Source organism: Paenibacillus sp. FSL R5-0486, from assembly GCF_037975155.1.
GTDB classification, from domain to species: domain Bacteria; phylum Bacillota; class Bacilli; order Paenibacillales; family Paenibacillaceae; genus Paenibacillus; species Paenibacillus amylolyticus.
In genome coordinates this window covers 4,440,379-4,466,236 of sequence record NZ_CP150237.1, presented here as the reverse complement: position 1 = coordinate 4,466,236, position 25,858 = coordinate 4,440,379, and the positions used below count along the sequence as shown (strand labels likewise).

The following is a 25,858-nucleotide window of genomic DNA, read 5'->3' as shown; positions in this document are numbered from 1 at the left end:
AAATATGATTTTAACACTTGAAGGAGGTTGGTGTAATGAAGGCTTCATCCTTTTTTTGGGGCATTGTCATTGGTGTTGCAGCCAGTTCATGGCTGTCCAAAGGCAAATTGCCCATGATGTCATCGGGTTCATCAAGAAATATGATGGATCAGGCAAAACATAAGATGATGGAAATGACTTTCCCGGGTATGGACGGGTTCACAAGCAAGCAAAATCAACATGGTGAATCCCACAAAAATCCGGCAGCAAAGACCGCAAGAGCAATCACACCGCAGGAAAAAGAAGCGAATATGAGCATGCTCAAAGATTTTATTCGCACCAATCCCGATGTGAAGCATGAAGTTGAGCAAATTTTAAGCCAAACAAACACAACAGTACCGGGTTTATAAACCAAAACCTCCAATTAGAATCATCCACAGTCTTGATTTGCTGTGGAATGATTCTTTTTTTGTCGATTTTACTTCGTGCATTTAGAGGTATAAAATGATAACATAACTACATAGATTTATTTTCAGCACATATTGTTTTGTGCTTCATAATCTGTTATAAGACTTGCTTATAAAGGGGAGATCCTGTATGAAAATAGAACGACTAAGTCACGATAAGATACGGATTTTCCTGACCTTTGACGATCTGAGCGAGCGCGGAATACAAAAAGAAGATATGTGGCAGGAAATACCTAAGGTTCATGAACTGTTCACTGAAATGATGGATCAGGCCTATTCCGAACTTGGATTTGATGCCACAGGTCCACTCGCTGTCGAAGTATTCGCACTTCCCGCTCAAGGGATGGTTGTCATTGTCACACGTGGAAAATATGATCCGCAACAATATGGTTTAGGTCATGAAGATGATCTTCCTGAAGAAGTATATGAAATGGAAGTTACACTCGAGCAAAGCGATTCCATTGTTTATGCATTCAAGGACTTTGAAGTGCTCATTGAAGCTGCACATATGTTGCGTCAGCATGTTACGGATGCTGGGAGACTTTATTCCTATAAAGACAAGTGGTTCTTGCATTTGGAGCCAGATGAGGTAGATTCCACCAAACATGCGGCATTGATTGCCTTGCTTGCTGAATTTGGCGAAGGCTCCTCAGTTACTCCAGCAGTCATGGAAGAGTATGGTAAGGTTGTTATTCCTGCACAAGCGATTGATGTTATCTGCACCCACTTCAAACGCCAGGATTAATCTCTAGTTGTAATCGCGTCTTTAGTCAGAGGAGGGAATTTCGGTGCTTTTGTTTTCGGTCTTAGCGGCAGCAGTTGCTCCGGGTCTCGCCTTGTTAACATACTTTTACCTGAAAGACCGTTATGATTATGAGCCACTTCATATGGTATTGCGGGTTTTCCTCATGGGTATTCTGATGGTACTGCCTGTGATGATTATTCAGCGTGGCATGATGATGTGGCTCGGGGATAATCCTTATCTTGAGGCCATTATGATCTCAGGTGGTGTGGAGGAATTCGTTAAATGGTTCGTACTTTATCATATCATCTATAATCACACCGAATTTGATGAGCCGTATGACGGGATCTTATATGCAGTCGCTGTTTCACTTGGATTTGCCACTGTTGAGAATGTGTTGTATGCCTTTGCGGGGAATGCATCCGTCTCAGCCATGTTCCTTCGGGCACTGCTCCCTGTTTCAGGGCACGCTATGTTTGCGGTAATCATGGGTTATTATATGGGTAAAGCCAAGTTTATCGGTGGTAAGAAAAAGCGGTGGTATCTGGTTCTTTCTCTGGTGTTACCTTTTTTCTGGCATGCATTGTACGATGTCATCATGAACACCATGGTGAATCATTGGTTGTGGTTTATAGCGCCGCTAATGGCGGGCCTGTGGTATGGGGCAATGGGTAAAATCACACGAGCTAATAACCGTTCTCCTTTTCGTTTTGTGAAGCGGGAGGAAGAGGTTAAATTATAAAAATACGGACACACTGGTGGACATAAAGCGCATATTGCGCCTATGACTCCGGTGTGTTTTTATTTTTACAGATAAACTCCCGGGGAATGACCGACAGAAACGGAGATCGTTGTGATGAGAATTAAAATTAAAATCAGATGCAAACAATGCGGTGAACGATTTACATTACGAGGCAAGAAAGATCGGGGCCGGATTGAGACGGGATTCAAGCAGTGCCTATGTGATAACAGAGACCAGTTCGAAATTGAAGAAGAGGGCATGGCAACTGGGATTCAGCTGAATTAAAAGGAGGACCCAAACGCTACTTTAGCAGACTGCTTGTGTAAGGACTGGAAATCGCATGCATAAGAGATCTTTCTTCGATCCACAATAGAGGTAGTGGTTTAGAAGAAAGGAGACTCTACCGATGTATAAACGATTAAGTTCAGTTATGTTTCCGATATTTGCGGTTCTGCTGGTCGGTGCGCTCGTGTGGGGCTATCAGGAGAATCAGGAGAAGAATGCAATTCTGATCAAGGCAGAGAATCAATATCAGCGTGCATTTCACGATTTATCTTTTCATATGGACAAATTGCATTCGGAGATTGGCAACACCTTGGCGGTTCACTCTACATCACAGGGGATGCATCGCAAAGGTTTGATGAATGTATGGCGACTCACCAGTGAAGCGCAGAATGAGATCAACCAACTGCCACTCACCATGCTGCCATTTAACGAGACAGAGGAGTTTCTCTCGCGTATTTCCAACTTTGCCTATCGGGCGTCGATGCGTGACTTGACGAACGAACCGCTAAGTGAGAAGGAAATGGGCAACCTGAAAAAGCTGTATCAGAATTCATCCGAGATTACCAAGAATCTGCAGGATGTGCAGCAGAAAGTCCTGACGGACCGATTGCGCTGGATGGATGCAGAGACTGCCATGGCAACACAAGAGCAAACCATGGACAACACGATCGTTGATGGTTTTCGTACTGTAAACAAAAAGGTACAGGAATACCCGGAGCTTGATTGGGGTCCTTCCGTATCCAACATCTATGCAAAACGATCAGTCAAGAAACTGGACGGCTTGCCGGTGACCAAAGAACAGATTCAGAGCAAGGCTGCAAAATTCTCTGATGCGGATCGTAGCAAAATCCAAGTGCAGGAGAACGGCAAAGGAACAGACTGGGAGTCCTACACTGCCACGATTGATCATGCCAACAATGGCAAACTGATGATGGATTTCACCCGTAATGGCGGAATGCTGATCTCTTACAGTGATACGCGTCCAATCGGAACCAAAAAAGTGTCTCGTCAGAATGCCATGGCTAAAGCAGATCAATTTCTAATGAACAAAGGCTATAAGGATATGAAGGCTGTAAACTACGATGAATATGGTAATCTGGGTAACCTTACTTATGTGCGTAAGCAAGGGGACACCTTGATTTATCCCGAGAAAATGTCAGTTCGTGTAGGTCTGGATACAGGCGAAGTAACCGGCTTCCAGGCGAGTGACTTTGTTTACGAACATAATGACATGCGCAAAATTCCGAAAGCAACTCTTACGGAGCAACAGGCGCGGAAAAAGCTTAATTCGGAGTTCGAAGAAAATTATGTTCGCAAATCCCTGATTGAGAATGATTACAGCAAAGAAGTATTGTGTTATGAATTCGGAGGGAAAATTAACGGTTCTCGTTACCGGATATACATTAATGCGAATACAGGAATAGAAGAAGCGGTTGAAGAGATCAAACCGGTCAATGCAACCTCATAAAAAGATGGATAATTTGAATTTGAAGTTGAGCGAATAACTGCGGCAGACCACGATGTGGTCTGTTTTTTTCTTGTTCAATGTGAGAAAGGTCATGGTATAATAGTCCTTGTACATACGAAGATAAATACATAAAGTGGCGGTGAACAGCTTGTTTCCGAAAATAAATGAAATTTTATACATCCAGATTGCTTCTGCAGATGAAAAAGAGGAACACAAAGAGTACAAATCACGCATTGCAGATATGGATGACAGCAGTTTTCTGATTGAGGTCCCAATGCAACAAGGAAGCAGCCGTCTGAAAAGGCTCTTTTTCGGAGATGAATTGTCCATTTCATATATTACGGAGGATGGGGTCCGGCATTATTTTAATACCTATATCACGGGATTTGAGGAAGATGTGGTCCGTCTTGTCCGTATCCGCAAACCGCTTCCGAGCGATATATCCAAAATACAACGGCGTAGCTTTCTTCGTGTTCATGCAAACCTCGAATTGGCCATCCAGAGTGAAGATCTGACCCGTGCTGTCGGATTGACTGAAGATATTGGCGGTGGTGGATTGTCCATCTACGGCGAAACAGGTTTCTCAATAGCTGAAGGTCAAAAATTGAAATGCTGGTTGCTGGTTCCCTACCGGAATTCAACCATTGAACATGTGAATTTTGAAGCTGAAGTTGTGCGGATCAAAACCCTGGAAACCGGCAGACAGCTATGCATGTTGAAATTTGTGCAGATTTCAGATTCGGAGCGCCAGAAAATTATCAAGTTTTGTTTTGAGCGGCAACTTGACTATCGCACGAAATAGGAATGTTGTGGCATAAAGAGAGGGAACTGCGGGTACCGTAATGAAAAAAACGGAGGTATTGCCTTGAATCGTCGTCATGCAACCCGCAGATATGAACGACTTTATTATGTTTTCTCCAGGCGAATGGAACGAAAGGTTACGATTCTGATTGCAGCCCTTCTAATCCTGCTTGTGGTATATCAATTGCTGCTGTTGGTACCAGGCTTCAAAAAGAATTTGACCACCATTGACCGCCTGGAAGGAACGCCAATTGAAGTGCAAACGATGAATGATTACAACCGTCGTTGATTTGTCTGTTTTTGCATCCATGTGTAGAGTGTGGTATAATTTTCACGATGCAGGCAATGCCTGTTTTTTTATTGAGGTTTATCGTTTGAGGAGGAATGCCCCGTTGGCAAGCCAGAACACATCAGAGAACGGGAAAATGAACGTTGCAATTGACGGACCTGCCGGTGCCGGGAAAAGCACGGTGGCCCGATTGGTTGCAGAGGCGCTCGCGTATGTATACGTCGACACAGGCGCAATGTACCGTGCGGTAACCTTGCATATGCTTCGGAAAGGTATTACACCGGAAGATGTGACACAGGTACTTCAGGAAGCCCAAAAGCTGGTCATTGATTTACAACCGGATCCCGACGGACAGAAAGTGTTCTGTAATGGGGAAGAAGTAACCTCGGAAATCCGCTCCCGTGAAGTGACGGGAATCGTGTCCCGATATGCGCAAATCGAGGGGCTGCGTACGCAATTAGTGGATACTCAGCGGCAAATGGCTTTGCGCAAGGGCGTCGTCATGGATGGACGCGATATCGGAACGACAGTACTGCCCGATGCGGAAGTGAAAATCTTCATGACTGCCAGTGTGGAAGAGCGTGCGCTTCGCCGCTTCAAAGAACTGGACCCCTCTGAAGGACTGACGTTGCAACAGCTGGAGCGAGACATTGCCACCCGTGACAGATTGGATGAGAATCGGGATATTTCCCCATTGCGTTGTGCTGAGGATGCTATTGTCCTTGATACAACGGAGATGAACATTCATGAAGTGGTTGACAAAATCGTATCTTATTGCACAATGGTCAGAGGAGAGATCGGTCTATGATTTACACATTTTGCAGCACATTACTGCGGATCATTTATACCATTCTTTTCCGCTTGGAGGCCGTTGGACGGGAGAATATTCCGAAAGAAGGCGGCGTACTTTTATGTTCCAATCATATTAGTAACTTCGATCCTCCAACCGTTGGTATCAAACTTCGCCGTCAGGTACGTTTCATGGCCAAAAGCGAATTGTTTGAAATTCCGGTACTCGGCCGAATTATTAAAGCCGTGGGCGCTTTCCCCGTTAAACGTGGAGGTGTCAGCAAGGAATCCATCAAAACCTCACTCAATATTTTGCGTGATGGTCAAGTGCTTGGAATCTTCCCCTCGGGAAGCCGTCACAATGATGGAGGTATCGGCAAAAAAGGGGCAGCGAGTTTTGCTCTCCGCAGTGGCGCTACAGTTATTCCTACTGCTATTATCGGTAACTACAAAGTTTTTCGTAAGATGAAAGTTGTATATGGAGCACCAGTAAGTTTGGACGAGTTCAAGGAAGACCCATCTGGAGAAGCTCTGGAGAAGGCGACTGAAAAGATTATGTCCAAGATTAACGAGATGGTGCAAACGGGCGTGCCAAGCAAGTAATGGCTTCGTCGGTAGCTGAGTGCATGTTTCCATATTTTTGAGGGAGACTAAAGTTTGAGCACTCAGTGATGAAAGTGTTTTGAACTCTGCTACAGGCAGGTTTGAATATAATGGGGTTTTTGAATTGAGGAGGGTATTTGACATGTCGGAAGAAATGAAAAATCAAGAAGCAACCCAAGATGAGTTGGATCAATTCGTTTCCTTGAAAAAAGGAGATACCGTAAAAGGAACCATCGTCAAATTGGAAGATAACCAAGCCTATGTGAGCATTGGATATAAATATGACGGTGTCATTCCAATTCGTGAACTGTCTTCATTACATGTTGACAGCGCGTCTGACGCAGTAGAAGTTGGACAAGAAGTTGAAGCTAAAGTTCTTAGCATCGACGACGAGAAAGAAAAACTCGTTTTGTCCAAACGTGCAATCGACAGCGAAAACGCATGGGATCAATTGCAAAAGCATTTTGAAGACCAAGACGTATTCGAAGTTGTTGTAGGTGATGTTGTTAAAGGCGGTCTGGTAGCAGACGTGGGCGTACGTGGATTTATCCCGGCTTCCATGGTTGAACGCCATTTCGTTGAAGACTTCAGCGACTACAAAGGACGCACACTGCGTGTTAAAGTGAAAGAGATCGACCGTGAGAACAACAAAGTGATCCTTTCCCAAAAAGACGTACTGGAGCAAGAATTCGAAGCAAACAAAGCTACAGTAATGGCTGGTTTGCAAGAAGGTCAAGTGATCGAAGGTACAGTACAACGTTTGACTCAATTCGGTGCATTTGTTGATGTGGGCGGAGTTGACGGTTTGGTTCACGTATCCGAGCTGGCTTGGACACACGTTGAAAAACCATCCGACGTACTGTCTGAAGGTGATAAAGTTAGTGTGAAAGTGCTGAAAGTTGACCCTGAAAAAGGCAAAATCAGCCTGAGCATGAAAGCTGTTCAACCAGGTCCTTGGGAAACAGCAAGCGAAAAATTCAATTCCAGCGATATCGTAACAGGTGTTGTAAAACGTCTGGTAGACTTCGGTGCATTTGTTGAAATCGCTCCTGGTGTTGAGGGACTTGTGCATATCTCGCAAATCTCCCACAAACACATCGGCACTCCTCATGAAGTGCTGAAAGAAGGACAAGAAGTTCAAGTTAAAATCTTGGACATGAACCCTTCTGAGCAACGTGTAAGCTTGAGCATCAAAGAAACAGAAGAAGCTCCAGCTCAACCACAAAAATCAGAAAGACCTTCAAGAAACAACGCTCCGCGTGAAGAAATCAACAATCCAAACGTTTCCTTGAACAATCAAGGTATGAGCACTACGCTTGGCGAACTGTTTGGAGACAAACTCAGCAAATTCAAATAAGTTAACAATGCATGGTTCTAAGTTATATACTGCATATTTTGCTGAATAACAAAAGCAAGATCGGCGAGCCCAAGGCGGGTTCGCCGATTGTTTTTATTGCGAGTAATTTGGCATGAAACGTTAGCCAAGATATATCTTTTTTGCTATGATGAGTATCGTAAGTATGGACAGGAGGAGTGGAATGTATGGCAAGACCCGTTGTGGCAATTGTCGGACGACCGAACGTGGGTAAATCCACCATTTTCAATCGGATCATCGGCGACAGACTGGCCATTGTGGAAGACAAGCCGGGCATTACCCGTGACCGTATATATGGAATCGGTGAATGGAACGGTAAACCATTTAGTATCATTGATACAGGTGGTATCGAAATTGATGGTGAAGATGTAATCTTAAAATCGATTCGGATGCAAGCAGAGCTCGCTATTGAAGAAGCGGATGTTATTGTATTCATGTGTGATGCAAAAGCAGGTATTACGCAATCGGATGAAGAGGTAGCAGAGATGCTCTACCGCTCAGGCAAGCCTATTGTTGTAGCCGTTAACAAAGTGGATAATATCGGACGAAGTGAGCTCATTTATGAGTTTTATGGATTTGGTTTCGGTGATCCCATCGGCGTATCCGGAAGTCACGGTACAGGTGTAGGTGACTTGCTTGATGCAATTGTGGAGAAGTTGCCAGAACTTGAGGAAGAGACTTACGATGAAGATGTCATTCGTGTAGCTCTGATCGGACGTCCTAATGTGGGTAAATCTTCACTGGTGAACGCTATTCTGGGTGAAGAGCGTGTCATTGTAAGTGACGTGGCTGGAACGACCCGGGATGCGATTGATACACCTTTTGAAAAAGACGGCCAACGTTACGTGCTGATTGATACAGCAGGTATGCGTAAGCGTGGTAAAGTATATGAAACAACTGAGAAATACAGTGTAATGCGTGCGATGCGTGCGATTGAGCGTGCAGATGTTGTTCTGATTGTCATTAATGGTGAAGAAGGCATTATTGAACAGGACAAGCATATTGCAGGATATGCATTCGAAGCTGGTAAAGCGTCATTGTTTGTTGTGAACAAATGGGACGTGGTAGAGAAGCATGACAAAACGATGAAAGAGTTTGAGAGAAAAATTCGGGATCACTTCCTGTTTATGACTTATGCTCCAGTCGTATTCTTGTCAGCCCTCACAAAACAACGCTTACAAAAATTGTTACCGGTTGTGAAAAGGGTAGCAGATCAACACTCGTTACGTGTACAAACACATCTACTTAACGATGTGGTGTCTGATGCGGTTGCAATTAACCCTCCGCCAACGGATAAAGGACGGAGAATGAGAATTAACTATGTGACTCAGGTTGCCGTTAAGCCACCGACCATGGTTGTTTTTGTGAACGATCCGGAATTGATGCACTTCTCATATGAGCGCTACCTGGAGAATAAAATCCGTGCAGCGTTTGACTTCGAAGGAACACCAATTCGCATATTTACTCGGAAGAAGTCCGACGAAAGTTAGGGGAGAAGTGTGTGATTTTACAAATCGCAGCGATTGTACTGAGTTATCTGCTCGGTTCGATCAGCTTTAGTGTCCTCCTTGCCAAAGCGATACGGGGGATCGATATTCGTCAGCACGGAAGCGGAAACGCGGGAGCTACCAATACATTGCGTATTTTGGGTAAAGGACCAGCAATTGCTGTTCTGTTACTTGATGTACTTAAGGGTGTTGCAGCTGTATGGATTGGAATCTGGCTGAGTAACGGTTCTGCCTGGATTCCTGCACTCAGTGGTATAGCAGCCATTGCAGGACATAACTGGCCGCTTTACTTCCATTTTCGTGGAGGAAAAGGCATTGCCACAGCCATTGGTGTTCTGGTGAGTCTTGCTTTCCTGCCTGCGTTATGTGCTGGGGTGATCGCCATTCTGTCTATTGTATTGACACGCTATGTTTCATTGGGGTCTCTGATTTTTGTAGCATTTACACCCATCTTTATCATGGTATTACCCGGATATTCAATGAATATCTTCTGGGGGAGTCTGATTATTTGTCTGTTTGCGTTCTGGAGACATCGTACCAATATTGCGAAGCTCGCCAAAGGACAGGAAAATAAATTGGGATCGAAAAACCCTGGAGGGGGTAAACGAGTTGTCTAAAAAAGTTGCTGTTCTAGTCGCTGGGAGCTGGGGAACAGCTCTCGCCAGTGTACTCGCCGCCAATCAGTTGGATGTGATGATGTGGACACGTGGTGAAGACCAAGCTAACGAAATCAATAACAAGCACACTAATACTCGCTATCTTCCGGATGCGGAGCTTTCAACACGGATTCAAGCAACAACTGATATGGAAGTTGCGGTGGAAGGCGCTATAGCTGTGTTAATTGTTGCGCCTTCATCAGCCATGCGTGCAGTTACGAACCAGCTTAAGGCTTATTACAAGCCTGAGATGTTAGTCATTCATGCAACCAAAGGTTTTGAGACAGAAAGCCTCAAACGGATGTCCACAGTCATTTCAGAAGAGCTTGAATGTGAAGAAGGACGTGTGGTTGTTCTTTCTGGTCCAAGCCATGCGGAAGAAGTGGTGAAGCGTTGTCCAACGACGGTGGTTGTAGCTTCACTGGATAAGGCATCTGCCGAGTCTGCCCAAGCTTTGTTTATGAATGCTTATTTCCGGGTTTACACGAATCGGGATATGATCGGTGTTGAGTTGGCGGGTGCATTCAAAAATATCATTGCTCTTGGTGCAGGTATGTCGGATGGTCTTCAATTTGGTGATAATGCCAAAGCCGCTTTGCTAACACGTGGTTTGGCAGAGATCACACGTATTGGTGTTGAGATGGGAGCAAATCCGCTAACGTTTTCGGGACTTGCTGGAATCGGGGATCTGGTTGTAACGGCTACAAGTCAGCATAGTCGGAACTGGAGAGCAGGTTCCATGTTGGGCCAGGGACAGAAGCTGGATGATGTTCTGAAGTCCATGGGCATGGTGGTAGAAGGCATTCGAACTACGCAAGCTGCCTATTTCATCTCACAAAAATACGGTGTACAAATGCCAATTGCGGATCAGTTATATCACGTTTTATTCCAGGAGAGACAGCCACGTGATGCGGTTGAAGCCTTGATGGGACGTGACCCGAAGACTGAAATGGAAGTCATGAAGCTTGAAACCTGGGAGCAATGGCATTCCTGATTGTAATCAGCCTAAACGTACCTTGTGAAATAAGAAGCTTATTCACCTTTTCTGTAGCAGACTCATACTATACACATGAGTATTGCCGGAGGAGGGGAGACGAATGGGTAACAACATTTCCAAAGATGCACTGAATGCAATCAACAAGAAAACGGGTAAAACGATAACGGAAGGTGCCGTTAAGAAATTGGCAAGCACGGTGAAACCAACGACGATTCAGAATGAAGCTCAGTTGCGCCAATTGATCAAACAAGTATCCGCCATGGCGAAAGTTCCGGTATCTGAGGATACGGTTAAGGATATTGTGAGTGCGGTCAAGAAAAGCGGATTGAATCCGAGCAGTATGGAATCGTTAATGAAAATGATGATGAAAAAATAATAGATCACACCTGCATGTGCAGGTGATCCAGTAAGACAAAAAGACGAGTCGGCTTCTGCCGGCTTGCTTTTTTGTCTTTTTTTTGGAAAGTTGAGCTGAATTTCGTGTTATAATGGTTGCAATTGTCACAGTGTCAGTGATGAATATCGGACTGAAGGGGAGACTGCTGGATTATGAGCGCAATGGACAAGATGTGGCTGTCATTGGTGGCCATCCTCATTATGGGACTATCTGTATTCCTGATTACGTTTGCTCGTGCCAAAACAAAAGGTATTGTACGGGGGATTCTTTCTCTGATTGCATTTTTGATTATGCTGATTGGCTTGTTCGGTGGAATCGCTTCTCTGACCTGATTTCCCATGCCTGAAGGATAACATCCGCATAAGCACATCATAAGAACTGACACAATGAACACGGATGAGGGGAGTGTGAGCCTATGGGGCCGCATGATACGGAGGGTCGGACAGAGCGTTATCCGGAATTACACGCGGCTTTGCTGGAAACGGCCAAAGCCTGGAACACACAGCCACAGACATGGTTACTTGGAGGAAGTTGTGGGTTGCTGCTTCAAGGAGTGGAGTTGCAACAGGCTCCGAGAGATATTGATATCTATGCGGATGTTGCTGCTGCTAAAGAACTTCACCGTAGCGCTCCGGGGGAAATGCTTGACGAGCCTACAGTGGATAAGACAGGACCGTATGCTTCTCTGCTGAGCCACTATCAGGTGGGTGAATGTGCGCTGGAACTGGTTGGTGGTTTCGAAATATGGGCTCGCAAAAGTTGGTACCGTGTTGAGATTGAACATGTACTTGCTCCGCATGCACCAGTAGCACAAGTGGGTTCATATAGCCTGCGACTGATGCCGCTTGCGCATGAGCTTTTGTTTAATCTGCTACGAGGTCGTGAAGATCGTTATGTCCCCATTGCGAAACAGATGCGCGAGCAGCCAGATGCACATCAACCTATAATGATGCTGTTAAGTCAACAGAATGTCTGGACAAGCCGCTTCAGAGCCGAAGTGGAAGAGCTTGTTGGCTTTACATGGCCCCAGTAGGTTGAGGGAGGAAAATGATGGACTATAAAGTTACTTTTTTACCTATGAACAAATCGATAGTGCTCAAACCAGGGGCAACACTTCTGCATGCAGCACGACGTGCTGGAGTCAAGATTACGACCCGATGTGATGGTAAAGCGGCTTGCCTGATGTGCAAAGTGAACGTGGATGAAGAACATCGGACGGAACTGTATCCACCAACAGATGCAGAAAAGCGCAAGCTGGGTTCACTGTTGGAAGCAGGTACACGACTGTCCTGTCAGGCCAAGGTGTGTGGATCTCTATCGGTTCATGTTCCAGAGGACCCGCTGAAGGCAGCCATTCGGAAACAACTGGAACGTCAACAACAGGAAGACGACTGGTTCTGAGCGTTATGACATTGATTCTCTAATGAGTTATTCAAGGAGGACACGAATGATTAGAAACAAGCCAAAATGTGTGGAAGGAAGCAGACGGCAGCGTCTGAAACATCAGACGGGCGGTCTGCTGTTATTCCTGTTGTTTGCTTTTACAGCAAGTGGTTGTATGTATCCATCCCAGAGCAATTCAGACCCTAAGATAGCCTATCGGGAAAGCGTGAGCCGCATCCAGAGTGCGGTCGAGGCATTTCAGCAAGATGAGGGGATTTTGCCAATCATCAATGCAGATATGGAAACGCCAAAATATGAAAAGTTCAGAGTGGATCTGCCCAAGTTGAAACAACTGGGGTATCTGGATGAAATACCGGGGACTGCTTTTGAAAGTGGTGGGAGCGCTTACTTCCTTATTCAGGACGAAGAAGTGAATCCGACCATTAAAGTGATGGATCTTCTGACCGTACAGAAAGTAAACGATGTGCAACGAATGGTTAATCAATATAAGTCCGTACATAACAATAAGCTGCCAAGCGGGGAAGAACTGTATCCGGGGTTATATGCTGTGAATATGGAGCAGGCTGCTCAGGCAGGTACTCCTTCCATTACGCTGAATAGTGTATATTCAGGTCAGGCGTTACCGTTTATGATGGATGACGAAGGCAAGGTCTATGTAGATTATGCTTTTGATATTATGCAGGCAGTGGAAAAGTCTGATGTGTCTCCAGCAGAGACTGAAGATGTTCGGGATTTGCTGGTGGAACACTCCTACTTCGTACCTGTAAAATCGGTTTTCTACGCTTGGAAAAATAATGCGCCAGTTGCCCAGCCCATAAAATAAGCATGGTTGCAATTCAAATGATTTAGCTGTATGACCACCATGGCTCTAATGGTTCAAAAAGAGATATTCCAAATAAGGGATATCTCTTTTTTCTTTTGTCAGTATGAGCAATAACCGTCATAAAAGCTTCGCGGATCACATAAAGTAGATTGAAATAAAGACGCGCAGTCCGAGATCGGGGGATTCTCCTAATGTCATCACCTTAAGATAAAAAAACAAAAATACGCGTCATATTGCCGCATACGGATACATAAGATGATACTAGTCCAATTGCATGTACGAGTTAACGCCGCTCTCGCCGGTTTCATCAGAATGCAACGTTCGGCGGCGGACGACTTCCGGGCACTCACAAAGGCGGCTCTACCGTTGCAGGGATTTCAGTCTTCTGATTGAAAAAACGAAGCGGATGCTCTTTAGCATTTTTCCTTCGGAGTAATTTAGGGAGGGGATTTCATTGGAGAAAGTGGACATTTTTAAGGACATAGCTGAGCGGACCGGAGGGGATATTTATCTCGGGGTTGTCGGCGCAGTCCGGACGGGAAAATCAACATTTATTAAACGATTCATGGAAACCATTGTGTTGCCAAACATCACTAACGAGGCTGACCGTGGTCGAGCGGTGGATGAACTTCCACAGAGTGCAGCAGGTAAAACAATCATGACTACCGAACCAAAATTCGTACCAAATAACGCAGTCCAGATTAAGGTGGCAGAAGGACTCGATGTCAATGTGCGCCTTGTGGATTGTGTAGGTTACGCGGTGGAAGGAGCCAAGGGATACGAGGATGAGAATGGTCCACGCATGATCTCCACGCCTTGGTTCGAGGAACCAATTCCGTTCCAGGAAGCCGCCGAGATTGGTACTCGCAAAGTCATTCAGGAGCATTCCACACTGGGTGTTGTGGTAACAACAGACGGCACAATCGCCGAAATTGCCCGCAGTTCCTATGTGGAATCCGAAGAACGGGTCATTGCGGAATTAAAAGAAGTGGGTAAACCGTTTGTCCTGGTCATCAACTCTACTCGTCCTCGCAGTGAAGAAGCCCTGCAATTGCGCAGTGAGCTTGCTGCCAAATACGACATTCCGGTGATGACACTCAGTGCAGCGACCATGACGGAAGATGATGTGACGGGTGTACTTCGTGAAGTGCTCTATGAGTTCCCTGTGCATGAAGTGAATGTAAACTTGCCGAGCTGGGTTATGGTACTCAATGAGACTCACTGGCTGCGTAGCAACTACGAAAATTCTGTACGGGATACCGTTAAGGACATTCGCAGACTTCGTGACGTGGATCGGGTTGTCGCACAGTTCATGGAATATGAATTCATTGATCGCGCAGGCCTGAGTGGCATGAATATGGGGCAAGGTGTAGCCGAAATTGACCTGTACGCGCCGGATGAACTGTATGATCAGATTCTCGTGGAAGTGGTTGGCATCGAGATTCGCGGTAAGGATCATCTGCTGCAATTGATGCAGGAATTCTCGCATGCGAAGAGAGAATACGACCGCTTCGCAGAAGCGCTGGAGATGGTCAAAACGACCGGATATGGCATTGCTGCTCCATCTCTCGCCGAGATGGCTCTGGATGAACCTGAGCTCATTCGTCAGGGCACCAAATTTGGCGTACGTCTGAAAGCAACGGCACCGTCCATTCACATGATCCGGGTTGATGTGGAATCAGAGTTCGCTCCAATCATCGGTACGGAGAAACAAAGTGAGGAACTGGTGAGATACCTGATGCAGGACTTCGAGAACGACCCGATCAAGGTATGGGATTCAGACATGTTTGGTCGTTCACTGCACTCCATTGTGCGAGAAGGTATCCAGGGCAAGATTGCCATGATGCCGGATAATGCAAGATACAAATTGCAAGAGACGCTGGGAAGAATCATTAACGAAGGTTCAGGTGGCTTGATCGCTATCATTCTGTAAGACATCAAAAGACCGTAAGGGGCATCCCCTCGCGGTCTTTTTTACGTGATTTCTTTATTTTGGATGAAATGGATAGGAAGAATAGTACTTTCGAAAAAACTTAGCGAGTTTTAGCTTTAAATTGCTAAAACCCATTTACATACTAGGGATTAGCCGTTATATTAATATTCAACTATTGTGATCGAGATCACAGAGAGTGGACAGGGGGATACAGAGATGAAAAGAAAAGAGACTAAATGGGTATGGTTGAGTGTGTTATTAGTATTTACATTGGCGCTGTCCGCTTGCGGAATCAAAAAAGAACCGGCAGCCACTCCAGCTTCGGGTGCATCAGATGATACACCAAAAACGGAAGCAGTTACAGGCCCTCTAAGCGGCAAACGGATTGCACTTATTATGGAGTTTAATACAGGTACTTTCTCGCAGCAATATGTACAAGGTGTAAAAGAAGAAATCGAAAAATTCGGTGGAGAACTGACAACGTTTGTTGCGGATAATGACAAAGCAAAGATGGTATCCTTGCTTGATAGCGCTATTAACCAGAAGTTCGATGCCATTCTCACGGATCACGGTGATTCCCTATTAGAGCCAGGCGTGAAGAAGGCAGTAGAACAAAATATTCCAGTGGTCGTGTTTGACGCAGCTATCAGTGTTCCAGGAGCTACAGTCCTGTCGCAGGATGACCAGAAGATGGCTGAACTGACACTGGAGCAAATGAAAAAAGATATCAATGGACAAGGCAATATTGTCAAAGTATGGGTAGCTGGTTTCGCACCGATGGAACGCCGTCAGATTGCATACGGTGAATTCATGAAAGCAAATCCGGACATCAAGGAAATAGCTACATTCGGTTCTGCACAGAATCCGGCGCTGGATACACAAGCCAAAATGGAAGCTATTCTCAAGCAGTATCCAAAAGGTGAGATTACAGCTGTATGGACTGCATGGGATGAGTTCGCCAAAGGTGCAGCACGTGCGATTCAACAAGCTGGACGTGATGAGATCAAAGTGTATGGTATCGATATGAGTGACGAGGATCTGCAAATGATTCAGGACCCGAAAAATCCTTGGGTTGCTTCTGCGGCTGTGGATCCAACAGATATTGGTCGCGTCCAGGTACGTTATGCTTATCAGAAATTGAACGGGGACGAGACGGAAGATGCAGTTGTTCTTAACCCGGTCTATGTTCAACGCGAAGCTCTGCCGGATAAACAAATCTCCACTTCGGAGCTGTCTGAGTTCGTTGAAGGTTGGGGTGGCAGCACACAAGGAATCAAGGACTGGATGAGTGAATACGGAATTACTGCTAAATAAGCAGCGTAAGGGAAGCGCGCCGCAAGGCGCGCTTTTTCCACCATAATGAAGATGTGCAAGTTTGGATGAGAAATGGGATACTCCCGTATGGGAACGATTGGAGGTTAACATCATGAGCACTGCACCGATTCTGCTTCAAATGGAACATATCCACAAGCAGTTTTCAGGTATTCCTGCACTGAAGGATGTGGATTTCTCTGTAAAAGGTGGGGAGATTCATGCGCTGCTGGGTGCCAATGGTGCCGGTAAAAGCACGTTAATGAAAATTTTGTCCGGTGCCTATCCATTGGATCAGGGAACGATTCAGTTAAGTGGACAAGCGCTTCATTTGAGTTCTCCGGGAGACGCGAAGGCAAGTGGGATTCACTGTGTCTATCAGGAAGTGGATGCGGCACTGGTGCCACAGCTGACGGCTGCGGAGAACATTATGTTGGATCAGTTGGCTTCATCTGCTGGAGGTTGGTGGAAAAGTCCACGGAAGCTGCAACAGCGCGCGGTTGAGGCATTGAAGCAATTAGGGGCGGACATATCCGTTCACCAAAAAGTGGCCGATCTGACACTTGCAGAAAAACAGATGATTTTGCTGGCACGGATTTTGATTCAGGATGCCAAGGTCATCATTTTTGACGAGCCTACTGCACCGCTGAGTCAGGAAGAAACGGATGCATTTTTCCGTATTGTACATCTGCTGAAGGAGCGGGGCGTAGCCTGCATTTTCATTACCCATCGTCTTGCGGAAGTGACGGGTCACTGTGATCGCGTTACGGTTATGAGAGATGGACAACATGTATTTACTGGTGAAGCAAAGGGACTGACGATCAATGATTTGGTTACTCAGATGTTAGGCAAACCATTTGAAGAAGAATTTCCAAAGACGGAAGCGCCCGTGGGGGAACTGCTTTTGGAGGCGCGTGGGCTTCGTCGTGGAGTGAAGGTTAAAGGTGTTAACCTCTCTGTAAGCCGAGGTGAAGTCCTCGCTGTGGTGGGTCTGGTAGGCGCGGGTAAAACGGAAAGCTCTCGTTTGCTGATTGGTGCAGATCGGCTGGAGGGAGGCGAGATCCGGCTTAACAACCGTAATCTCCGCCTATCTCAGCCTGCGGATGCGGCGGCTCTGGGGATTGTTTCTGTACCGGAGGAGCGGCGTAAACAAGGAATTCTGATTCAGGAGAACGTGGAACGGAATTTAAGTCTACCTTTGCTAAGTCGTCTTAGTACATTAGGTTTCGTAAGCCGTAAGCGGGAACGTCTAAACGCAGAGTCATTGGTGAAACAGCTTGGAATTAAAACATCGTCCGTGAAACAGGAAGTGAAATATCTAAGCGGTGGTAACCAGCAAAAGGTAGCCATTGGTAAATGGCTTAATGCGGATGCGGATGTATTTATATTTGATGAGCCAACCAAAGGCGTAGATATTGGGGCAAAAAGTGACATTTTCCGCATCATTAATGAACTGGCTTTGGCGGGCAAGGGTGTAATCTATTTCACCTGTGAACTGGATGAAGGCATGGGAATTGGTGACCGAATCGCTGTCATGTGCGAAGGTGTTATCGTAAAAGAGTTCAAACGAGGCGAGACTAACCAAGAACAGCTGCTATACTATGCAAGCGGTGGACAAGAGGTGCAATCATGAAGGATAAATCACTGGATTTTGCGTTCCGTTACGGGGCGATTATAGTCATAATAGGTGTTATCGCATTTTTCGGCATTAAATTGCCTTATTTCTTTACGTACAGTAACTTGACCGATATTTTGGGCTCGATCTCTATCGTTACTTTTGTAGCGATCGGTGTTACGTTATCTCTCATTGTTGATGGATTCGATCTCTCGGTTGGGGCGACTGTCTCATTAACTACCGTCGTTACTGCTTCGTTAATGATTTGGTATCAACAACCACTGGCGATCGTCATTATCGTGCCATTGATTATCGGCGCTGTTATTGGTTTACTGAACGCTTTGCTCATTGTAAAATTGCGTATTCCAGATTTGCTCGCAACCCTTGCCACGATGTATATCATCGGAGGTATTCACAAAACGTATGCACAGGGATATACCATTTACAATCACATGCAGTTCCCTGATGGGAGCAAAGCTGCGGGAGAGATGGACCCGACATTTCTGCTTATAGGGCAGGGTAAATGGCTTGGTATGCCGATATCGGTTATCATGTTACTTATTGCGGTAATAGGTGTGCATATCTTTTTGACGTATACGAAATATGGGCGCCAGATGTACATTACAGGTGGTAATGAGGAAGCTGCACGGTTGTCTGGAATCAAGGTGAAAAAGGTGCGTACACTCGCCTATGTAGCCGCTGGAGTGTTTGCAGCAATCGGGGGTATCATCTATGCTTCCAAAGTAGGATCCGGGCAAATTGATGCGGGATCACCGTTGTTAATGGAATCCGTAGCTGCAGTATTTGTCGGTTTCTCTGTGTTTGGTGCGGGTAAACCCAATGTCATCGGAACCTTCATTGGTTCGGTTCTGATTGGTGTACTTGTGAACGGTTTAACGATGATGAACGTACAGTATTTCACACATGATATTGTAAAAGGTGGGGTTCTCGTGCTTGCCCTGGCGGTTACATTTTACGTCTTAAACCGCAACCGGACTTGAAATTGTGGGCTGTCTGTATTAGTATGAAATTTGTTCGGCGTCTGAAATGCCCGTGGTTTCAGACGACATTCTGCCGAAAATGACTGTTGACCGCAGGCGGAGATTTGTGTTCAGCGCTCAAGATGTACGTAGATTTTTTGCGTATGAACGTATATTTCGCTATAAAACGGAAACACAGTATAACATTCAGGACATTGATACAGGAGGTGAAAAACAAATGAACAAATCAGACTTGATTACACACGTATCTGAAGCGACTGAATTGTCCAAGAAAGATGTAACGAAAGCGGTTGATGCCGTATTCGAAGCAATCTCTGAGGCTCTTCAAAGCGGAGATAAAGTACAATTGGTTGGTTTTGGGAACTTCGAAGTTCGCGAGCGCTCTGCACGTAAAGGACGCAACCCGCAAACAGGTGAAGAAATCGAAATTCCTGCGAGCAAAATTCCTGCATTCAAACCAGGTAAAGCGCTCAAAGACGGAATTAAATAAGATTTCTACATATTCCATATGTCGACAAAAAGACCGTGACTTGTTCACGGCCTTTTCTTTTGCCCTTTAACGATGATTCTTACGGTTCATTCGTATAAGGCGCAGGTTGACAAATGAAACAATCTTAATCATCATTAACGCTATCGAACTAAAGAAGGGGACATGCGTGATGGATCATCCAACCGGCAATGATTATATTGTAATTAAGGCAGAGGAAAATGGTGTCCAGGTGATCGGATTAACCCGAGGTCAGGATACACGTTTTCACCACACCGAAAAATTGGACAAAGGTGAAGTGATGTTTGCCCAATTTACCACCCATACTTCAGCTATTAAAATCCGGGGCAAAGCCACGCTGATTACCAAGCATGGACAGATTGAATCGGAGTAATGGACAGATTGAATACATTCAAATGAAGATTGCAGGCATAGCCTGCTTTTTTTCATTGTACAATGAGGTATGAGCCTTTACCGGACAGACTACACTAACAGGTAAAGGCAGGGAGGCGTATATGAAACCGCGGATGATTGTTACTGCTTCAATGCTGGCAACGGTTGCGGCGGTCTTTCTGCTTGTTGCGATACAAACCTTACATATGCGTACATGGGGCGCGGACAACGTACAGCCTGCCTCTGCATCACATCATCCAGTTCAGCTAACGAATGACAATCTGGTTGATGTGCTAAGCTCCATGCAACTATCAACGCCCATTGCAAGAGTGGAATGGAAGCAGTCCATTTTGACACTGGACCTCAAAGTTAAAGGAACAGGTACAAGTTACACTGAAATCTATGAGAACATGGCAGCTGTAGCAGATCTGGGCTTTCGGAGTCTGGATAACGTGGATCAGGTGCTGCTACGTGTGATGGCAGAAGATGAATGGATGCATAAACGACATCTGTTACTTGCTGCTGATATTCGGCGTGGAGAGTGGCCTCTGTATGCGATTGAAACATTACGGAACTGGAAAAGTGCGGCCTTTTCAGATGAATTGAAGGACTGGTTTCATTTGATGGAGACCGAACTCTGGAAGAAGCAATTCGAAATGACAAGTCAGGGGTAATAGAATAGCAGGATTCAGTGCGTGCCCGTTCAACATATGCTATAATATATAAGATTGTAGTGCAGAAAAGGTTTAACAATGTTAAGGCTCGGAGGCTGAGAATGAATTCATATCGCGTACCCCAACTAGCAAAGAAATATACGGATTACGACATGATTCGACAACATACGGAAATCCCATCATTTCCGGATAGCCGAGCACGTCTGTTGCAGGTATTTGTGGGCCGCACAGACGAAAAGGTGCATCAAGAGTTATATGCTCTTGCAACTTCGCTCGTTCAGTTGGCCATGGATACGCATGATCGAATCGATACCATTTCCGGTGAGCGGAAAGAGCAGGAGATGCGTTCACGTCAGTTGAATGTACTCGCCGGGGATTATTTAAGTAGCCGTTTTTATCAATTGCTTGCCCAAGCGGGCAGAATTGAAATGATTGGCAAACTCAGTGGTGCTGTATCCGGAGTGAACGCACGCAAGATGACGCTGTATGAACGGATGAAGAAGCTTCTCGTTTCGGCTGACGAATACTTGCGTGAAACGGTACAGCTGAGAATGCAGCTGTTTCTTTCATTTACAGGCATGATTCAACATAAGGAAGAGTCATTATGGAACAGCCTGTTGACCGAATTCAGCTCCTGCGAAACGATCGTGGAAGAACTGAAGCGGATGAATGACGCAAAACGATATCTTCACAGCTATGCATATTGGCACATATACGAGCATGGTAATGACGATGAGCGCAATGTGTTGCGTCAATCTGAACCGGATGCACGTGCATGGAACACTATGGTGCTGAAGCATAGGGTTGGCGAGGTTTTGCTGGACAAGCTTCGCGAGTGTACACACCGCATTCAACTGTTGTTGCAAGATGAGGAAGGGCGGATGGGCTTGCATGAGATACATGCAATTCTAGAGCCTTACTTGGCATATTTGCAGCCTTCACATGCGGCAGTAAGGGAAGATTGAGGGGGAGACAGACGAATGGGGAGCGGAGAGACCAAACCGAAAGAAGAATATGTCCATTCGGTTTTTCAGAGTATAGCCGGAAAATATGATGTCATGAATGATATTTTAAGTTTCCGCAGGCATAAGGCTTGGCGTAAATTCACCATGAAAAAGATGAATATGTCCAAAGGCGATACCGGTCTTGATTTGTGCTGCGGCACATGTGACTGGACGCTTGCTATGGCAGAGGCAAGTGAAACGGGGCACATGCACGGACTTGATTTCAGTAGCAACATGCTGGAGGTCGGCCAGACAAAGATCAATGCGGTGCAACGTCAAAAACAGATTACCCTGACACAGGGAAATGCCATGTCACTTCCTTTTGAAGACAATTCGTTTGATTATGTGACGATCGGGTTTGGGTTGCGTAATGTACCTGATCTCAGACAAGTGTTGTCTGAAATGAAACGTGTGGTCAAACCGGGCGGTATGGTTGTATGCCTGGAATTGTCCAAGCCAACATGGCAGCCGTTCAAAGGCATTTATTATTTTTATTTTGAGAAGGTTTTACCGAATCTTGCCAAAGTGTTTGCTAAAAGTTTTGAGCAGTACAAATGGCTACCGGACTCACTGGCCATTTTCCCGGGAAGGCAGGAACTGGCAGACATTTTTGCAGAAACTGGATTACAACAAGTGCAGGCCTACCCTCTGACCGGAGGTATCGCGGCACTGCATATTGGAACCAAGGAGAATCAGCATGTTTAGGAAAATTCGCATCTTTTTAGAAATGATCAAGATTGAACACACGCTTTTTGCTTTACCTTTTGCATTTATGGGGGCGATCCTCGGCTCCATGGTAGTGAATGATACCTTCCCAAGCTGGATGCAGATCATGTGGGTATTGCTTGCGATGGTCGGCGCACGTAGTGCGGCTTTTGGTTTGAACCGAATTATCGACCAAGCGATTGATAGCAAAAACCCGCGTACCGCGATGAGAGCCATCCCGGCAGGACTGTTGAAAAATGGGGAAGTTGTTATATTTGTCATTATCTCATTTATATTGTTATTCTGGGCCTCATCCAATCTTAATGTATTATCGATGCAGCTGTTACCTATTGCTGTGTTTATGTTGGTACTGTATTCGTACACCAAACGATTCACATGGTTATGCCACATTGTTCTCGGAATGACGATTGGTTTGGCACCACTTGGTGGCTGGGTAGCTGTAACAGGAACGATGGATTGGACAGCGATTGTGCTGTACGTTACGATTGTGTTCTGGACAGCGGGCTTTGATATTATCTATGCATGTCAGGATCTGGAATTCGATCAGGGAGAGGGTCTTCACTCCATACCTTCCCGTTTTGGCCTGGTTAAATCCTTGCAGATCGCTAAGTTCTTCCATGTGATTACTGCAATTGGTTTTCTTGCGTTATTGTTGATGACAGATCTGAGCTGGTGGTATGGCGCAGGCATGTTGGTGACGTATGGAATTCTATTCTATCAACACTATATTGTATCGCCTAATGATATGAGCCGTGTTCAAACGGCGTTTTTTACCATGAACAGTTTGCTTAGTTTAATTGTATTTACGTTCACTCTGATTGATCTGGCGGTGAAATAAATGGTGCAGCAGCCGGACAATAAACGACTGGTTGTCGGAATTACCGGAGCGAGTGGCAGCATATATGGCATTCGATTAATTGAAACGCTGCTTGATTTGGAATATAACGTTCATCTGGTCATATCCAATGCAGGGTGGCGTGTACTGAAAGAAGAATTGGACTGGGATGTGACGAATCGGGACGCGGTGCTGGAAGAAAAATTCGGCAACCGTGCCGGTTCTCTGATCTATCATCCTGTGAGTGATATAGGGGCCTCCATTGCAAGTGGTTCTTATCTGGCCGACGGCATGATTATCATGCCATGTTCGATGGGAACCCTTTCGTCCATCGCGCAGGGATCGTCGGATAATCTGATGTCTCGCGCAGCCGATGTTATGATGAAAGAGGGAAGAACATTGATCCTCGTACCACGTGAGACGCCTCTTCATGCAATCCATCTGGAGAACATGCTGAAGCTTTCTCGTCTTGGTGTACGAATGATACCGGCTATGCCTGCTTTTTATTACAAACCTCAGACTATGGATGAGTTGATTCTGTTTTTGGTGGGGAAAGTGCTGGATAGCTTGCGCATCCCACATCAACTGTTTACAAGATGGGGAGAACCGGATGAACGGGGATAACGACTGAGTTCGATACAAGGCTGTTTTTTGCCAAAGTGTTGCTCGGTTTATTTGTCCCCCGAATCCCGGGGTATTGGTGAGCACTGATGGTGAGTCTTCATGAACCACAGTCTTGACCCATGCTCCGGCAACTTCTGTATTTTGTTTCAGAACAAGTCGCAGAGTTTAATTTTCGGGTGTCGGCTATGACATTCGGAGAAGAAAAACACGTTAGATTACCTTATAGAACAACACAAGCAAGAACGGTAAGCCGGGTTTTTCGTAATGCCTGCAGGCCCGACTTGCTGGAGGGGAAGGTAAGCATGAATTTATGGACTGACAATACGCTGATACGGGTGAACGAATGAAACTATTGGATATTTTCGGGTTGTTAAAAAAGGACATGGATTACATTGAGAAAGAATTGTATCGCAGTGTTCGAGGAGAACAGAAGCTGCTGAGTGAAACGTCACTTCATTTGCTCAAAGCAGGAGGAAAACGGTTGCGGCCCGTTTTTGTGTTACTTGGTGGGAAATTTGGTACATACGACATTGAACGTCTGAAGCTGGTTGCGGTTCCGCTGGAACTCATCCATTCGGCATCCCTCGTTCATGATGATGTCATTGATAATGCGGAGACACGCCGAGGCAAACCCACGGTGAAGTCAAAATGGGATAACCGGATTGCCATGTACACTGGAGACTATATCTACGGTAAGGCACTTGAAATGACTGCCGGATTATCCGATCCAGCGATTCATCGTATCCTTGCCAAAGCTATGGTACAGATGTCCATTGGTGAGATGGAGCAAATTCGCGACTTTTTCAATACGGGACAAAGTGTTCGTAACTATCTGCTGCGGATTCGCCGCAAAACAGCACTTCTGATTGCAGTTAGTTGTCAGTTAGGGGCATTGGCTACACGTGCGCCTGAGCATGTATCTTCCCTGCTGTATACGTACGGATACAATGTGGGGATGGCTTTCCAGATTCAAGATGATGTACTTGATCTGGTAGGTACCGAGAAACAACTTGGCAAGCCACCTGGCAGTGACATGAAGCAAGGAAATATCACTCTTCCTGTACTTTATGCCTTGGAAGAATCCGATCTGCGGGAACCTTTGCTTAAGGAGATTTCCCGTGTCCAGCATGAAGAAGGACGAGCAAGTGCATCGGATGCAATTGGAATGATTCGCCAAAGTCAAGGAATTGCTAAAGCTGAAGCCCTTGCTGACCGATATATGAAGAAAGCGCTCGATGCTCTCGATCAGCTACCTAACATCAAGACGACCAAAAACCTGCGTGATATCGCTCATTTTGTGGTTAAACGTACACATTAAACAATGTATGACCTTCGACTCTCAGATTACTCATACCCAAAGATGAACAGAACTGTGAGATTCCTCATTGGGAGGATTTGGACATGTATGTTACAATCAGAGGGATTGCGTTTACATAGTGATTAACTTTGAACCGTGAGTGAGGAGTGAGCTGATGGATCGTACATTTTTGATGGTGAAGCCGGATGGTGTGCAGCGTGGATTGATCGGTCGAATTATTAGCCGTCTGGAAGACAAAGGATTTAAGTTGGTGGCAGGCAAATTGGTGCAGATGTCTGAGGATCAGGCAAAACGCCATTATGCTGAACATGAGGGTAAACCATTTTTCGATGATCTGGTTCGTTTTATCACATCGGGGCCTGTATTTGCCATGGTGTGGGAAGGCGACGATATTGTGGCGCTTGCGCGCATCGTCATCGGAAAAACCAATGTGAAGGAAGCAGCTCCGGGTACCATTCGCGGAGACTTCGCCAGCCACACACCACATAATCTGATTCATGGGGCAGATTCACCGGAAAGTGCTTCCCGTGAAGCAACAAATTTCTTTGCTTCAGATGAACTGGTGGTATACGACAAGAGCATCGCAGCCTGGTTGTAATTATTAGCCAAAAG

The 25,858-nt window shown here is 45.6% G+C and carries 31 protein-coding genes; all 31 read left to right on the top strand.

Translation table 11 applies throughout. The features are described from left to right. The first annotated feature begins 35 nt into the window (after window positions 1-35). The 31 genes from MKY01_RS19850 to ndk all read left to right on the top strand — a co-directional run bounded on the left by MKY01_RS19850 (window position 36) and on the right by ndk (window position 25,844). Entirely contained in the window at window positions 36-389 is a 354-nt protein-coding gene (locus MKY01_RS19850; RefSeq protein WP_036607724.1) for a hypothetical protein, read from the top strand. A gap of 187 nt (window positions 390-576) precedes the next feature. After that, the gene (locus MKY01_RS19845) at window positions 577-1,191 is read left to right on the top strand and encodes a genetic competence negative regulator (RefSeq protein WP_017687675.1); all 615 of its coding nucleotides are present in this window, start codon (window positions 577-579) and stop codon (window positions 1,189-1,191) included. Window positions 1,192-1,234: 43 nt separating this feature from the next. Next, window positions 1,235-1,930, top strand: a complete 696-nt coding sequence (gene prsW / locus MKY01_RS19840; RefSeq protein WP_017687676.1) for a glutamic-type intramembrane protease PrsW — start codon at window positions 1,235-1,237, stop codon at window positions 1,928-1,930. Window positions 1,931-2,044: 114 nt separating this feature from the next. Then, complete coding sequence (locus MKY01_RS19835) at window positions 2,045-2,215, top strand: hypothetical protein (RefSeq protein ID WP_164783335.1); 171 nt, start codon at window positions 2,045-2,047, stop codon at window positions 2,213-2,215. A 121-nt stretch (window positions 2,216-2,336) separates the two neighbouring features. Next, window positions 2,337-3,683: a germination protein YpeB gene (gene ypeB, locus MKY01_RS19830; RefSeq protein ID WP_036607717.1), complete on the top strand. Its 1,347-nt coding sequence runs from the start codon at window positions 2,337-2,339 to the stop codon at window positions 3,681-3,683. Between the two features lie 148 nt (window positions 3,684-3,831). Continuing rightward, the gene (locus tag MKY01_RS19825) at window positions 3,832-4,485 is read left to right on the top strand and encodes a flagellar brake domain-containing protein (protein WP_315372454.1); all 654 of its coding nucleotides are present in this window, start codon (window positions 3,832-3,834) and stop codon (window positions 4,483-4,485) included. 63 nt (window positions 4,486-4,548) lie between these two features. Then, window positions 4,549-4,773, top strand: a complete 225-nt coding sequence (locus MKY01_RS19820) for a hypothetical protein (RefSeq protein ID WP_036607715.1) — start codon at window positions 4,549-4,551, stop codon at window positions 4,771-4,773. Between the two features lie 103 nt (window positions 4,774-4,876). Continuing rightward, a complete protein-coding gene (gene cmk / locus MKY01_RS19815) occupies window positions 4,877-5,581 on the top strand; it encodes a (d)CMP kinase (RefSeq protein ID WP_339283250.1) in 705 nt (234 codons plus the stop codon). Further along, window positions 5,578-6,165 carry a lysophospholipid acyltransferase family protein gene (locus MKY01_RS19810; RefSeq protein ID WP_036607713.1) on the top strand — a complete coding sequence of 196 codons (588 nt, stop codon included), beginning with the start codon at window positions 5,578-5,580 and terminating at the stop codon, window positions 6,163-6,165. The genes cmk and MKY01_RS19810 overlap by 4 nt, the downstream gene beginning before the upstream one ends. 142 nt (window positions 6,166-6,307) lie before the next feature. Next, window positions 6,308-7,522 (top strand): 30S ribosomal protein S1, encoded by a 1,215-nt coding sequence (rpsA, locus tag MKY01_RS19805; protein WP_036607712.1) that lies wholly within the window; start codon window positions 6,308-6,310, stop codon window positions 7,520-7,522. A gap of 185 nt (window positions 7,523-7,707) precedes the next feature. After that, window positions 7,708-9,030, top strand: a complete 1,323-nt coding sequence (der, locus tag MKY01_RS19800) for a ribosome biogenesis GTPase Der (RefSeq protein ID WP_017687684.1) — start codon at window positions 7,708-7,710, stop codon at window positions 9,028-9,030. Between the two features lie 11 nt (window positions 9,031-9,041). Further along, the gene (gene plsY / locus MKY01_RS19795) at window positions 9,042-9,665 is read left to right on the top strand and encodes a glycerol-3-phosphate 1-O-acyltransferase PlsY (RefSeq protein WP_036607711.1); all 624 of its coding nucleotides are present in this window, start codon (window positions 9,042-9,044) and stop codon (window positions 9,663-9,665) included. Continuing rightward, window positions 9,658-10,698 carry an NAD(P)H-dependent glycerol-3-phosphate dehydrogenase gene (locus MKY01_RS19790; RefSeq protein ID WP_339283248.1) on the top strand — a complete coding sequence of 347 codons (1,041 nt, stop codon included), beginning with the start codon at window positions 9,658-9,660 and terminating at the stop codon, window positions 10,696-10,698. The genes plsY and MKY01_RS19790 overlap by 8 nt, the downstream gene beginning before the upstream one ends. Window positions 10,699-10,801: 103 nt before the next feature. Further along, window positions 10,802-11,077, top strand: coding sequence for a stage VI sporulation protein F (locus MKY01_RS19785; RefSeq protein ID WP_017687687.1), 276 nt, complete (start codon window positions 10,802-10,804; stop codon window positions 11,075-11,077). A 173-nt stretch (window positions 11,078-11,250) separates the two neighbouring features. Beyond that, window positions 11,251-11,430, top strand: a complete 180-nt coding sequence (locus MKY01_RS19780; RefSeq protein WP_036607705.1) for a DUF2768 family protein — start codon at window positions 11,251-11,253, stop codon at window positions 11,428-11,430. 83 nt (window positions 11,431-11,513) lie between these two features. Continuing rightward, entirely contained in the window at window positions 11,514-12,131 is a 618-nt protein-coding gene (locus MKY01_RS19775) for a hypothetical protein (RefSeq protein ID WP_339283246.1), read from the top strand. A gap of 17 nt (window positions 12,132-12,148) precedes the next feature. Further along, a complete protein-coding gene (locus MKY01_RS19770) occupies window positions 12,149-12,499 on the top strand; it encodes a 2Fe-2S iron-sulfur cluster-binding protein (RefSeq protein WP_076249998.1) in 351 nt (116 codons plus the stop codon). Between the two features lie 46 nt (window positions 12,500-12,545). Beyond that, on the top strand, window positions 12,546-13,325 hold the full coding sequence (locus MKY01_RS19765) for a hypothetical protein (protein WP_339283245.1): 780 nt from the start codon (window positions 12,546-12,548) through the stop codon (window positions 13,323-13,325). Window positions 13,326-13,779: 454 nt separating this feature from the next. Then, window positions 13,780-15,258, top strand: coding sequence for a stage IV sporulation protein A (gene spoIVA, locus MKY01_RS19760; RefSeq protein WP_036607700.1), 1,479 nt, complete (start codon window positions 13,780-13,782; stop codon window positions 15,256-15,258). A 216-nt stretch (window positions 15,259-15,474) separates the two neighbouring features. Further along, the gene (locus MKY01_RS19755; RefSeq protein ID WP_036672016.1) at window positions 15,475-16,572 is read left to right on the top strand and encodes a sugar ABC transporter substrate-binding protein; all 1,098 of its coding nucleotides are present in this window, start codon (window positions 15,475-15,477) and stop codon (window positions 16,570-16,572) included. A 112-nt stretch (window positions 16,573-16,684) separates the two neighbouring features. Continuing rightward, on the top strand, window positions 16,685-18,202 hold the full coding sequence (locus MKY01_RS19750; protein WP_076250000.1) for a sugar ABC transporter ATP-binding protein: 1,518 nt from the start codon (window positions 16,685-16,687) through the stop codon (window positions 18,200-18,202). Next, window positions 18,199-19,185 carry an ABC transporter permease gene (locus MKY01_RS19745; RefSeq protein WP_017687695.1) on the top strand — a complete coding sequence of 329 codons (987 nt, stop codon included), beginning with the start codon at window positions 18,199-18,201 and terminating at the stop codon, window positions 19,183-19,185. The genes MKY01_RS19750 and MKY01_RS19745 overlap by 4 nt, the downstream gene beginning before the upstream one ends. 217 nt (window positions 19,186-19,402) lie before the next feature. Beyond that, window positions 19,403-19,675: an HU family DNA-binding protein gene (locus MKY01_RS19740; RefSeq protein ID WP_024630670.1), complete on the top strand. Its 273-nt coding sequence runs from the start codon at window positions 19,403-19,405 to the stop codon at window positions 19,673-19,675. A 169-nt stretch (window positions 19,676-19,844) separates the two neighbouring features. Beyond that, window positions 19,845-20,066: a trp RNA-binding attenuation protein MtrB gene (mtrB, locus tag MKY01_RS19735; protein WP_017687697.1), complete on the top strand. Its 222-nt coding sequence runs from the start codon at window positions 19,845-19,847 to the stop codon at window positions 20,064-20,066. Window positions 20,067-20,187: 121 nt separating this feature from the next. Beyond that, on the top strand, window positions 20,188-20,739 hold the full coding sequence (locus MKY01_RS19730) for a hypothetical protein (protein ID WP_339283244.1): 552 nt from the start codon (window positions 20,188-20,190) through the stop codon (window positions 20,737-20,739). 101 nt (window positions 20,740-20,840) lie between these two features. Next, entirely contained in the window at window positions 20,841-21,704 is an 864-nt protein-coding gene (locus MKY01_RS19725) for a heptaprenyl diphosphate synthase component 1 (RefSeq protein WP_282320914.1), read from the top strand. Between the two features lie 15 nt (window positions 21,705-21,719). Further along, window positions 21,720-22,448, top strand: coding sequence for a demethylmenaquinone methyltransferase (locus tag MKY01_RS19720; RefSeq protein WP_036607690.1), 729 nt, complete (start codon window positions 21,720-21,722; stop codon window positions 22,446-22,448). Continuing rightward, entirely contained in the window at window positions 22,441-23,307 is an 867-nt protein-coding gene (locus MKY01_RS19715) for a UbiA-like polyprenyltransferase (RefSeq protein ID WP_047843561.1), read from the top strand. Before MKY01_RS19720 ends, MKY01_RS19715 begins: the two co-directional genes overlap by 8 nt. After that, a complete protein-coding gene (locus MKY01_RS19710) occupies window positions 23,308-23,928 on the top strand; it encodes a flavin prenyltransferase UbiX (protein ID WP_017687702.1) in 621 nt (206 codons plus the stop codon). Between the two features lie 343 nt (window positions 23,929-24,271). Further along, window positions 24,272-25,246: a polyprenyl synthetase family protein gene (locus tag MKY01_RS19705; RefSeq protein ID WP_017687703.1), complete on the top strand. Its 975-nt coding sequence runs from the start codon at window positions 24,272-24,274 to the stop codon at window positions 25,244-25,246. A gap of 154 nt (window positions 25,247-25,400) precedes the next feature. After that, window positions 25,401-25,844, top strand: coding sequence for a nucleoside-diphosphate kinase (gene ndk, locus MKY01_RS19700; protein ID WP_282320915.1), 444 nt, complete (start codon window positions 25,401-25,403; stop codon window positions 25,842-25,844). Window positions 25,845-25,858: the final 14 nt, after the last annotated feature.